The organism is Bacillus norwichensis (assembly GCF_014836955.1).
Lineage (GTDB): Bacteria > Bacillota > Bacilli > Bacillales > Bacillaceae_C > Siminovitchia > Siminovitchia norwichensis.
Genome location: NZ_JACSPV010000016.1, coordinates 48,237 through 60,630 on the forward strand (window position 1 = coordinate 48,237; position 12,394 = coordinate 60,630).

10 protein-coding genes are annotated in these 12,394 nt (G+C 38.6%); 8 read left to right on the forward strand and 2 right to left on the reverse strand.

All coding sequences use genetic code 11. The annotated features are described in order from the left end of the window. The first annotated feature begins 3 nt into the window (after positions 1–3). The 7 genes from walK (at position 4) to rlmH (ending at position 7,078) form a co-directional block, all read left to right on the forward strand. Positions 4–1,830 carry a cell wall metabolism sensor histidine kinase WalK gene (walK, locus tag H9631_RS10995; RefSeq protein WP_191812727.1) on the forward strand — a complete coding sequence of 609 codons (1,827 nt, stop codon included), beginning with the start codon at positions 4–6 and terminating at the stop codon, positions 1,828–1,830. Next, entirely contained in the window at positions 1,827–3,155 is a 1,329-nt protein-coding gene (locus H9631_RS11000) for a YycH family regulatory protein (RefSeq protein ID WP_191812729.1), read from the forward strand. The genes walK and H9631_RS11000 overlap by 4 nt, the downstream gene beginning before the upstream one ends. Next, positions 3,142–3,954: a two-component system regulatory protein YycI gene (locus H9631_RS11005; protein WP_191812731.1), complete on the forward strand. Its 813-nt coding sequence runs from the start codon at positions 3,142–3,144 to the stop codon at positions 3,952–3,954. The genes H9631_RS11000 and H9631_RS11005 overlap by 14 nt, the downstream gene beginning before the upstream one ends. Next, positions 3,955–4,749: an MBL fold metallo-hydrolase gene (locus H9631_RS11010; RefSeq protein ID WP_191812733.1), complete on the forward strand. Its 795-nt coding sequence runs from the start codon at positions 3,955–3,957 to the stop codon at positions 4,747–4,749. Between the two features lie 196 nt (positions 4,750–4,945). After that, complete coding sequence (locus H9631_RS11015; protein ID WP_191812735.1) at positions 4,946–6,157, forward strand: S1C family serine protease; 1,212 nt, start codon at positions 4,946–4,948, stop codon at positions 6,155–6,157. Positions 6,158–6,325: 168 nt separating this feature from the next. Further along, positions 6,326–6,484 carry a CxxH/CxxC protein gene (locus H9631_RS11020; RefSeq protein ID WP_191812738.1) on the forward strand — a complete coding sequence of 53 codons (159 nt, stop codon included), beginning with the start codon at positions 6,326–6,328 and terminating at the stop codon, positions 6,482–6,484. A gap of 114 nt (positions 6,485–6,598) precedes the next feature. Continuing rightward, entirely contained in the window at positions 6,599–7,078 is a 480-nt protein-coding gene (gene rlmH / locus H9631_RS11025; RefSeq protein WP_191812740.1) for a 23S rRNA (pseudouridine(1915)-N(3))-methyltransferase RlmH, read from the forward strand. 418 nt (positions 7,079–7,496) lie between these two features. On the opposite strand, the gene H9631_RS22705 is transcribed toward rlmH, so the two are convergent. Both H9631_RS22705 and H9631_RS11035 read right to left on the reverse strand, forming a co-directional pair. Further along, the gene (locus H9631_RS22705) at positions 7,497–8,675 is read right to left on the reverse strand and encodes a metallophosphoesterase (RefSeq protein WP_318246799.1); all 1,179 of its coding nucleotides are present in this window, start codon (positions 8,673–8,675) and stop codon (positions 7,497–7,499) included. Between the two features lie 1,058 nt (positions 8,676–9,733). Beyond that, complete coding sequence (locus tag H9631_RS11035) at positions 9,734–10,924, reverse strand: coenzyme F420-0:L-glutamate ligase (protein ID WP_191812742.1); 1,191 nt, start codon at positions 10,922–10,924, stop codon at positions 9,734–9,736. Between the two features lie 168 nt (positions 10,925–11,092). On the opposite strand from H9631_RS11035, the gene H9631_RS11040 reads away from it, so the two are divergent. Continuing rightward, on the forward strand, positions 11,093–11,989 hold the full coding sequence (locus tag H9631_RS11040; protein ID WP_191812744.1) for a LysR family transcriptional regulator: 897 nt from the start codon (positions 11,093–11,095) through the stop codon (positions 11,987–11,989). Positions 11,990–12,394: the final 405 nt, after the last annotated feature.

Below are 12,394 nucleotides of genomic sequence, written 5' to 3' on the forward strand. Positions count from 1 at the left end.
CATATGGAAAAAGTAGGCTTTTTTCGATCTGTACATGTTAAGTTTGTAACAATTTATTTATTGCTTATTTTGATTGCCATGCAGATCATCGGTGTTTACTTCATTAATAAGCTCGAGGATCAATTGGTCCGTAACTTCCAGCAATCTATTGAAGGAAGATTGCCTTTGCTGGAATACAGTCTTGTCGAGGAAATGATGAAGGATCGTACGGATGAAAGCATCCCTCCGCTCGAAGAAGAAGTAGGAAAGCTCCTCGCTGACTTTTCAGCTCAGGATATTTCAGAGGTTCGAGCCATCAATAACAGAAGTTTGATCATCGGGACCTCAGAACGGAACAATCAAAGCATTGTCGGCCAGAAAACAACCGATGTCATGGTAAAAAGAATTTTGGCCGGCGGGGAAAAAGAAGATAAAATTTTTATAGATGAACAATCCGGGAACCGTGTCTGGATTTTGGCGACACCTATTAAAATCGGTGGGGAAGTGGCGGGCTCCATCTACCTTGTCGCAAAAATAGAAACGGTCTTTGACCAATTGGAAGAAATCAACCAAATCTTTATATCTGCCACATTGATTGCTATGCTCATTACTGCAGTACTGGGTATTCTTGTGGCAAGAACGATTACAAGGCCGATCTCTGACATGAAGAGGCAAGCAGTGGCCATGGCAAAGGGGAATTTTTCACGGAAGGTCCGTGTTTATGGTGATGATGAAATTGGACAGCTTGCTATTTCATTCAACCACTTGACTCGAAAGCTTCAGGAAGCACAGGCTATGACTGAAGGAGAGCGGAGAAAGCTTTCCTCGGTACTTTCCAATATGACGGACGGTGTTGTTGCAACAGATAGGAAGGGACGAGTCATTTTAATCAATGAGCGTGCTTCCCAGATGCTGAATGTTTCACGTGAAACAATGATCTCCCAGCCAGTGACAGAGCTGCTCCTTTTGGATGATCAATACAGCTTTGAAGATCTTTTGGATCAGCAGGAACCGATTGTACTTGACTACAGTACGGATGAATCTCCCTTTATTTTACGGGCTAATTTCTCCGTCATTCAAAGGGACACAGGCTTTGTAAATGGGCTGATTGTTGTTCTCCATGATGTGACGGAAGAGGAGAAAATTGAAGCGGAACGTAGAGAATTTGTGGCAAATGTTTCGCATGAGCTTAGAACTCCGCTCACTACGATGCGCAGTTACCTTGAAGCACTCACTGATGGAGCAATACATGATAGAGAGCTGGCTCCGCGTTTCTTGGATGTAACACAGAATGAAACGGAACGGATGATCCGCCTCGTAAACGATCTATTGAAACTGTCAAAAATGGACAGCAAGGATTATGAGATCAATCCAACATGGGTAGATTTTGTATTATTTTTCAATCATATCATTGACCGCTTTGAGATGACGAAAGAGCGCCACATAACTTTCAAACGAATGCTGCCTGACAAAGCGATGTTTATCAAAGTTGATGAAGATAAGCTGACGCAGGTTATTGACAATATCATTTCAAATGCTCTGAAGTATTCTCCGGAAGGTGGACAGGTGACATTCAGGCTAAAGGTACTGGATGAGCAGATTCAAATCAGCATCAGCGACCAAGGCTTGGGTATTCCGAAGGAGAATCTGGAAAAGGTGTTTGAGCGTTTCTACAGGGTGGATAAGGCACGGACAAGACGTCTCGGAGGAACAGGTCTTGGATTGGCGATTGCAAAAGAAATGATAGGGGCCCATGGCGGAGACATTTGGGCAAGGAGCGTAGAAGGAAAAGGAACGACAATCATATTTACGCTTCCTTACGATCCGGAACAAGAGGATGATTGGTCGTGAGATATGAAACAATTAAATCAGTGCTGCTTATTTTTCTTGTCTTTATCAGTGCCGTATTAACTTGGACTCTATGGACTTTTCAGCCGAAGTATGAGTTCAATGATAAAAAGCAAGTTCATGAAGTCTCCAAAATATCGGATCCAAAGGATGTAGGAGAGGTCGTGAGGCCGGTTAAGCTTCTGCTTCATATGGACAATGATCACTTTGGTATAGTAGACGAAAAGAAAATCGGTGAGACATTACAGGAGCTCAGTAGTTGGAGCTTTTATGATCTTGGGGATGCAAGGACTTATTCGCAGGATCAGATCAGATCTATAGCTCAAAGAAATAATTCTCTAGAACTCATCTTCCCTGATCTCGTTCCTTTTGATTTATATAAAGGGATCTTTAGATTTGAGTCGGAAAGTTTACCGAGAGGATCATTTGACCGTTTAGTTATTCATTGGGAGGACGGTTCCAAGGAAGACGGGACAGGCTTTTTTATCTCAAACAAAGAAGGAAAAGTCTATGAAAGCCACGTCAATTATGAACATATCCAAGCTCTTTTAAACCGCTTGGATAAACAGACAAGCCAATTTCCTGAATTCAAAGCATATGAGCTGCCGGATGGCAGGGTAAAGTATCTTCCTGCTAAAGAGACAGTGATGTACAGATATCACTATTATGCTGATTACGTCGATCCTACTGAGTTTAAGGATGCACTATTTAAGGATCCCAGTTTGGTAAGAAAAATCAGTGAGGATTCAACTGGTGAAAAATTAACTGACCCGACCAGCATGATGAATGTGGATAAAGCGACTAGCATGATCTCTTATGTAAATCCAAGCCAGGCAACAGATGAGATTACCAGCCAGGATAATATGGATCTACTTAAGAAAAGTATCGAATTTATCAACGAGCATGCGGGCTGGACGGACAATTATAAATATTTTAGTATGGACCCAACCACTCAGAAGACGATTTTCCAACTGTTTCTGAAAGGTTATCCGGTATTTAATACTGAAGGTATGTCTGAAATCAAGCTATATTGGGGAAAGGAAGAGGTTTACCAGTACCGCAGACCATACTTTAGCCTTGATATTCCATTGCCTCATCCTGATAAGGTTTATTTGGCTTCAGGGGAAGAAGTAATGGATACCTTACTTGCGGATCCGAACATAGACATCGATAAGCTTCAAGAGCTGATCCTGGGGTATAGAATATACAAGAACCCGGAGAATCCAAAAGTGATTATTCTAGAACCTTCTTGGTACTATTTATACAAGGATACTTGGGAAAGGTTTGAAGTGAAGGAAGTTAGGGGGAATCTAAGTGGATTGGGGTAGACTGAAGACCATTTTCATTATCGCATTCTTAATCCTTGACATTTTCCTTCTGACTCAATTGATGAATAAACAAAAGGATAACAAGCTCGAAGTGAGGACAGATGTCTCTTTGGAAGAAAATCTGCACAACGACGGCATTGATTACAGCGGCATTCCTAAAAATCCAATCAGGGATCAATATATTAGTGCCAACACAAAGGTTTTTAATGAAAAAGAGATTGAAAAGCTGAAGGACCAGTCTATCACCATTGTAGATGGATCCATTATTTATTCTAAACTGGCGAATCCCGTCGAGGTACCGGATAAGATTAATGCTCAAGAGATGGAACAGTATGTGCGAAACAATGTTCTATACGGAGACCAATATGGCTTCGGTAATTATGACAAAAAAGCTGGGACCATTACCTTTTACCAAAAACATCAAGATAAATTGCTATTTAAAAATAGAAGTGCACACCTTGTTTTTAATGTGGATAAAGATAATGAAGTCTATTCATATGAACAGACAATGCTTGAAGAGATTGAGCCAATCAGTGAAAAAGAAGAGGTATTACCAGCAATTCGCGCAGTGGAGGCCATTTACCGGAATAAGCTGCTGAAACAGGACAGCAAAATTGTCCGGGCGGAGCTGGGCTATTACACGGTTGTTAATATGGAAGCCTCTCAGGTATTGACACCAACTTGGCATGTGGTTGCCGAACATGAAGGTGAGAAAGAGTCAATGCTTGTGAATGCATTTGAAGGCCAAATTATTCAGGAAAATACGGGAAGTGGGAAATCGGTATTGGAGGTAAGATGAATGTCGATGCAATTTAGCGTATTGGCAAGCGGCAGCTCGGGAAATGCCTTTTATATAGAGACAAAAGAACATTCCTTCCTTGTAGATGCCGGGTTAAGCTGTAAAAAAATCGGTGAGCAGATGGAGCAGATTGACCGTGATCCGTCCAAGCTAGATGCCATTTTCATTACCCATGAACACAGCGACCATATTAAGGGGCTGGGGGCCATGGCGAGAAAATACAAGCTGCCCGTTTATGCAAATGAACGGACGTGGAAAGCAATGGATGGGCATGTCGGGGAAATTGCTGTTGATCAAAAATTCACTTTCGGCATGGAGACGGTGAAATCCTTCGGCAATCTTGATATTGAATCGTTCGGTGTTTCGCATGATGCGGCTGAACCAATGTTTTACATTTTCAGAACTGGAGAGAAGAAGGTTGTTTTGATTACGGATACTGGATATGTCAGTGATCGTATGAAAGGAATGATCTCGGACGCTGACGTCTATATTTTCGAGAGTAATCATGACACGGAGATGCTGAGGATGGGGAGATACCCCTGGAATATCAAACGGAGAATACTGAGTGATGTTGGCCATGTCTCCAATGAAGATGCGGCACTTGCGATGAGTGATGTCATTGGTGACCGGACAAAACGGATTTATCTTGCCCATTTAAGCAAGGATAACAATATGAAAGACTTGGCAAGAATGAGCGTAACCCAGACGCTTGCTACAAGAGGAATAGAAATTGGCACCCAGTTGGATCTTTTTGATACAGATCCGTACATACCAACAGTGTTAACTGCTGTATAGTAATAGTAGGTTTAAGGTTTAATCAATATGGAAAAGAAATGAAGATAACCGGTTATATGACCGCTTATTTTCATTTCTTTTTACATTTTTTCGAATAAGAATATTTTTTTATGTGTTTTCCGGCCAAGCGGATTATAATTATCCATATAGAAGGGAAACTTATCTTCATGGATGCTAATGAAAGGAATGGTGAGCAGTGGGATTATACGATGATCATAGTCCGAACCGTTTCAAAAACCGAGGTGGCAGAGGAGGCTTTTTTACGGGATTGATCGGCGGGCTGATCGGAGCATTGATTATTGCCATACTGGCTCCATCAATTTTTGGAATAAAAAACAATGAAAGCCTAAACGATGCAACAATCCAGCAAAATGAAGGAACTTCAACAAAAGAGCAGGTTTCGCTCGATGTGACAACGGATGTAACAAAAGCCGTAGAAAAGGCTGGAAAAGGCGTTGTGGGCATTACCAATATCCAAACAGCCAATTTCTGGACAACTGGTCAGGAAGACCAGCAGGCAGTGGGAGTCGGTTCCGGCGTTATTTATAAAAAACAAGGGGACAAGGCTTATATCGTTACAAACCACCATGTTGTGGAAGATGCTACCGAACTGGAAGTAACGCTTTCAGATGGAAAAAAGGTTCCTGGGGTGCAGCGGGGAAGTGACATATGGACAGATCTGGCCGTGGTTGAAATCAGTTCCAAGGATATTGGAGATGGATTTGTGAATGAATTTGGAGACTCTGATGCTTTACATATCGGAGAGCCTGTTCTGGCGATTGGAAATCCTCTCGGTTTGGAATTCGCTGGTTCTGTAACACAGGGAATCGTTTCTGGTGTGAATCGAACTGTCCCTGTTGATATTAATAGAGATGGTGTCCCAGATTGGAATGCGGAAGTCATTCAAACTGATGCGGCTATCAACCCTGGAAACAGCGGTGGAGCCCTAGTAAATATTGCGGGGCAGGTTGTCGGCATTAACTCCATGAAAATTGCTCAAAGTGCCGTTGAAGGAATCGGGTTTTCCATCCCTATCAATTACGTCATACCGATCATTGAAGATCTGGAAAAATACGGTGAAGTGAAACGTCCGGCTATGGGTGTTACGCTGCGTGATGTCGCTGAAATCTCCGCCTATCACCAAGAGCAGACATTGAAGCTTCCAAAAGACATAACATCTGGTATCATGATCGAGAACGTACTGGCCAACTCACCAGCATCAAAAGCAGGGCTGAGAGAACTAGATGTCATTGTTGCACTGGATGGTGAGAAAGTTGAAGATGTCGTGGCGCTCCGAAAATATCTTTACAACAAGAAGAAAGTCGGAGATTCCATGAAAGTCACCTATTATCGAGGTGGTAAAAAACAAGATGCCACCGTCAATTTAACAGACGAGACAAGATTATAAAGTGGAAGCGGGAAGGCACAGGTGCTTTCCCGCTTTTATATTTTATATGGTAAAATGGATTGTGGATAAATTTTGGCAGTTGATGGCAGAAATTGAGCAGTGAGGCTGTAATGCGTATAGATTGAGGCCATAAAAACTGAGGATTTTTAATAGAAAAGAGGACCAAGTATGATTTATTGCTGCAAAGAACACGTTGAATTGGCGTTAGACATTATTGTAGATGAAGAGGAAACAGCACCTATATTAGAGAAGCTTACGGTAGAAAATAAGTTACCCACATCCTGTAAATATTGCAATAATCCGGCAGAATATATAGTGGGGAACTAATATTCCCACACTAAATGTGGATGAATAATGTGGATATGTGGATAACTACTGTGGATAAAGTGTTTGCTGTGTGTTTGTAACCTGTGTGTAATCTAAAGGAAGGAATTGGACAACATGAACATCACCATTATTTCAGTCGGAAAAATAAAAGAAAAACATATGAAACAGGGCATTGATGAATACCTCAAACGCCTTTCGGCCTACACCAAAATCAACATCCTTGAACTCCCCGACGAAAAAGCTCCAGAAAACCTAAGCCAAACCCAAATGCAACAAATTAAGAAAAAAGAAGGAGACCGTATCCTCGACAAAATCCATCCCGATGCCTACGTCATCGCCTTGGCCATTGAGGGCAAACAGGCGAGCAGCGAACAATTCGCAGAGCAGCTGGGCCGCCTTTCTGCATCCGGTAAAAACAGTGCTGTCTTTGTTATTGGCGGGTCCCTTGGTTTGAGCGGTGAAGTCATGAAGCGGGCAGACGAAGCCTTGTCTTTTTCAAAAATGACCTTTCCGCATCAGTTGATGAGATTGATCTTGGTTGAGCAGGTGTATCGGGCGTTTAGGATATTGAGGGGAGAACCGTATCACAAGTAACGGTAAACCAAATGAGTGTGTCCATCAAAAAAGTTGTACAAGAACCTTATGGAAGAGTATTAGAATAAAAATATACGCTGAGTTTAGGTTTTTATAATTTGAAACACAAAGAATGGTATAGAAAAAGCGAAAAAAAATAATATAAGAGTGGTTATTCTCCACTTTTATATTATTTTTTATTATGTGTTAATCCATGGTAAATATGAAATTGATAAATATATATTATTTAATTGATGCCTATGCTGAAAGGTAGTCCTCATGAGAGGTAGGAACATAAAAGGATCACATGGTGAAGCAATGGATAAACCGTTTTAAAGGTTTGGTTTAAACCACCTTAAGCAACCATCTTCGTTCTTGTTGTCAATAGCCGTACCAAAAGCACAAAACACAATGGAGTTTTTATAGTAACGTCATAATCTCAATCCACCGCGGAACTTAATGGATTAATTAATATCTCTACAATTTCACTATCCGTACCGATTCTCATTGGTGGTCCCCATGTACCAATACCCGAACTAACAATAACTTGTGGACTATCTTGATTTTTTTGATAATGACCATAATCAATTTCAAATATGGCATTCGTAATTAGATTAGCTGGAAAAACCTGTCCTTGATGAGTATGACCGCTAAGAATTAAATCTACATTCTCACCATATTCTGAGATATTTGATGGCTGATGATCCATCACAATAATTGGTAAATCAAATTGTATTTGTGCTAGTTGATCTGCGATATTTGTTCTCTCTTCTCCTTGTTCACCAATTGGCGAAGAATCTTTTCTCCCAACTAAAACAATTTGATCCGCTATAATAGTATTTTCATCATTTAATAGAGTAATTTCACTGTTTTCAAGAAATGCTATCATTTCATTATATGTAGATCCTGCATCATGATTACCTAGACTAGCATACACACCATAGGTAGATTGAATTCCTCTCATCAATCCCTCTGCTTTTTCGGCATCCACTAAAGCATAGTAACTTCCATTAAATATATCTCCAACAATACATACAATGTCGGGTTCCATATCATTAATTTTGTCTACTATCTTCTCAAGATAAGCCACATCATTCGTATATCCTAAATGCAAATCACTAAGCATGATGATCCTTAAATTATCGTTTACCATCTCTTTGGGAATTTGTATATCGTAAGATACATTTTTTATTTGATTTGCATGATAATGACCATAAGAACATAATCCAAAAACAGCTAATACAATAATAAGCCCTGATAAAAAATGAATGTTTCCATTTAGTGGTGTAGGAATTATATTAAATAATCTACCTGCCAATAGAATGAAGTCTACTATAATCGTGATTAATAAAAGATAAAAATAAATCCCCATCCAATGATCACCTAGACGGCCAATAAAACTAGTTATAGTTGAAAGTGAACCCGTCACCCGATAATTGGAGAGCAGAACTGCAAGTAAAGGTGTAATTGCACAGAAAATATATATTCCCCAAAATAATAAACCGTTGATATTTGGTAGTAAGAGTTGCAACCAAATAAACAACTTATTCCCCATATAATAATTTGTTGCACTATAAAAAGTTAAGATTCCTAAAAAAGCTAAAACTATTAGAATCACCAGATTTCCCACCTTATGATTTATCGTTCCATAGACCAATTGTTACGCCTTGCATCCATACAACTGATCTCTTAATTCGAAATAAAATGTTTCATCGACTTCAACATTTTCATATGCAAATGGCCATTTCCTCAGGTGAATTTGGTTCATCTTTTTCTATCCATTGCTCAATTCAAAAGAGATTAGGAGCTTACTATGAATCATTTAGTGATAAAAAGCAAAGACTTTATTATGAAAGAAGGTCCAAGCAATTTGGAAGTAGTAATAATATAGAAAAGGTTAGAATCGTAACCATATCAACCCAATGGCGTAGTTTTTGTGGTATGTTTCTAGATGTTCCACTTATGTCAAGTAGGTATCATGGCAGGCTTTATAAAGAGTATTCCGAAAAGGTATTTAATAGTAATGAATTAATGCTTTATTATATGGCAGCTTTCTCTCTGTGTAAGATAGAGTACTTTATTAGGAATAAAAGTATAGAAAGTTTAGATACCATTTGTTAATGTTGTTACGTTATCATTTAGATGGTAGTTCGTTACCTCGTTTAAATAGTAAAAAACGTTGAAACTTAATGCGGCAAGATTAAAGAAGTAATGTGGGATAATGAAAAAGCATTGGAAGAGTTTAAGTTCCTTGTAGCAATAGTTAATGATCCAGTTGAAGATTTAATGTCCAATGAAACTACGAATAAAAAATATTTAAATAATCAAGAATCTAAAAGAAAAAGTGAAGTAATAGAAAGTATTAGATGCTTTAGAAAGAGCTAACGTTTAGTTTTATAATTCCCTAATTCTATTGATTTGAAATTAGGGTTATTCTATTTTAACAAGGAAAAGATGAAAAATAAAAAGAATCGCTTGATGCAGTCGATATATCTTTATAAACGTACCACAATAAATGAGGCTTAAAGTAAAAAGTGAAGTTCTACTAGTAAGTCAAAAAGAGGGTATACCATTGATATAAGCACATTCTCTTTCAAGCATCTGTCAGCCATAAAAATAGGACAAAGGAGTTACTCTCCCTTGTCCTATAAGTTTTCGTTGATTTTCTAGTAATGCTTATTTTGTGTAGTTGTCGAAGTAGCCTTGAATAAAGACAATCGGTGTCCCTTTATCACCGCTGCCTGAAGTTAGATCGGACAGTGAACCGATTAGGTCTGTTAGTCTCCGAGGTGTAGTTCCTTGGGCTTCCATTGCTCCGACTAAGTCATCCTCTTTCTCATCAATGTACTTAGAGATGGCTTTTTTTAGTTCTTCACCTTTTAAGTCAGCAAATTGGTTGTCAGCCAAGTACTTTAATTTAATTTCATTCGGTGTTCCTTCTAATCCAGCTGTGTAAGCAGGGGAAACAACCGGATCTGCCAGTTCCCATATCTTTCCAACAGGATCTTTGAATGCCCCATCACCATAAACCATGACCTCAACCGTTTTACCTGTCTTTTCTTTCAGGATTTCTTGAATGTTATCAACGACAGGCTGACAATTGCGCGGGAATAACTTTACACTATCTTCTGTTGCTTTATTCGAGCCTAATAAACCATAGGCCTCATTAAAACCACTTCCGTCAATTGATTCAGAAAGAATATTATCGAGGCTATAAATTTTTTCGCCGCCATTAGCCTTTAAAATTCTTTTCGTTCTATCCCGTGAATGAATATCACAACAAAGTACACTCTGTGTGTATTCCAAAATCGTCTTTGGATGATTTGAAAAGATTACTTCGCATTCTACTCCATATTCTTCAACTAGGGACTTGTAATAATCGATATAATCTACGCCTGTGAAGGTATGTTTGTTGTAGCCAAAGTGCTCACGAAATTGCTTTTCTGTTAGAACATCTGTCCAAGGGTTTATCCCTTTTTCATCAAGTGTATCTAAATCGACTAAATGATTGCCTACTTCATCGGAGGGATAGCTTAGCATTAACACGATTTTCTTGGCGCCTTTTGCGATACCGCTAAGACAAACAGCAAAGCGGTTACGGCTAAGGATAGGGAAAATCACACCGATGGTATCATCGCCAAATTTGGCGTGAACATCTTTGGCAATATGGTCAATGGTGGCATAGTTTCCTTGTGCACGTGCCACAACCGACTCTGTAACAGTTACAATATCTTTATTCTGAATGGTAAAGCCTTCAACTTCTGCTGCTTTTAATACGCTATCAACAACAATATCTTCAATGCGATCTCCCTTATTGATTATGGGACAACGAAGTCCCCTGGCAACAGTTCCTACAACTCTTTCCACAATCATTCGCTCCTTCTTCGCAATCTAGCTATATTCGATAAAAGGTTCACTTTTTAAAAAGTATCATCTAATACATTAACTATCCAAATAGTCTCCTCTTGTAATATACGGTTTTTAATGATATAAGTAAAGTCAATATATCTAATATCGGATATAAGGACGGGTTATATGGTAAGCAAATTGGATTTATATTACCTTTTTTATACTGTTAGTAAAAATCAAAGCTTCTCCAAAGCGGCAAAAGTGCTATATATGTCACAGCCGGCAATAAGTCAATCAATTGCACAATTAGAGAAGGAATTAGATACAAGGCTTTTTAATCGGCTATCTAAAGGTGTCACGCTAACTGATGAAGGAAATTTATTGTTTGAATATGTCAGTTCAGCACTTCAAATTATACAAGCTGGTGAAGAAAAGCTTTTAGAATTTAAAAATTTAATCCTTGGTGAGTTTAAAATAGGGGTTAGCGATACTATTTCGCGATATTTTTTACTTCCCTATTTAGAAACTTTTCACAACCGCTATCCAAATCTCAAATTCAAAATAGTCAATGGGACAACGTGGGAAATTATAGCTGCCTTAAAAGCGGGAGAAGTGAACATCGCCATCTGTAATCTCCCCATTGATGACAAGTCATTAGAAGTAAAGCCTTTACTAGAAATCCAAGATACCTTTGTATATGGCGAAAAATACCGAAAAGTATTTTCTAAGCCAATGAAATATGAGGAATTGGTTAAGTTCCCGCTTATTTTATTGGACAATTCCAATTCCCGAAGATATGTTGAAGAATTTTTCCTTACAAAGGGAATTAAAATTCAGCCGGAATTTGAGTTAGGTTCACATGAACTGCTGTTAGAATTTGCAAAGATTAACCTTGGTGTTGCTTGCGTTACAAAAGAATTCTCTGAACAGTTTTTGAGAAAAGGCCTGCTTCATGAAGTGACCTTAATGGAACCTATACCTAAAAGAAGTATTGGTATATGTTATTTGAAAAACGTTCCTTTAAATAGAGCTACGGAAAGGTTTGTTGACCTGATTGAAGAAAATATAAGAAACTTCTTATAGCAATAAGTGTACTAGTAGTTTTGTTAAAATTAGAAGATGTATGTAGCAAAAAAATAATATGGTTCACTTGAAAATATCTTAACCGACCTAGTTAGATGCGTGACGGTGAACCGTACAGAATAATTCTGAGCTAAGTAATATTTATGCTGATTTTCATCTTATCCTAGGGATAAGAGTGGTATTTTTATGTTCTATAACTAAAATCAAGAGGGTAAAGGAAGCTGAGACCAAGAATAAAAAAGCACTTTGGCGTCACACCATATCCCAAATCAAATCTACAGAGATAAGTACTAAAATTGAAGACCCTGTATATAGAGAAATTTACAAAATGTATGTTACTTAAGTCTATGTACAGTATAGACTAGGTGTTTTTTAGATAGAAGCTTTATCAAGACGGCAATAGGT

Excerpts from the sequence above, each read along its gene's own strand:
- rlmH (WP_191812740.1), top strand. The coding sequence starts at position 6,599 with ATGAACATCACCATTATTTCAGTCGGAAAAATAAAAGAAAAACATATG.
- H9631_RS11020 (WP_191812738.1), top strand. The coding sequence starts at position 6,326 with ATGATTTATTGCTGCAAAGAACACGTTGAATTGGCGTTAGACATTATT.
- H9631_RS11010 (WP_191812733.1), top strand. The coding sequence starts at position 3,955 with ATGTCGATGCAATTTAGCGTATTGGCAAGCGGCAGCTCGGGAAATGCC.
- H9631_RS11040 (WP_191812744.1), top strand. The coding sequence starts at position 11,093 with ATGGTAAGCAAATTGGATTTATATTACCTTTTTTATACTGTTAGTAAA.
- walK (WP_191812727.1), top strand. The coding sequence starts at position 4 with ATGGAAAAAGTAGGCTTTTTTCGATCTGTACATGTTAAGTTTGTAACA.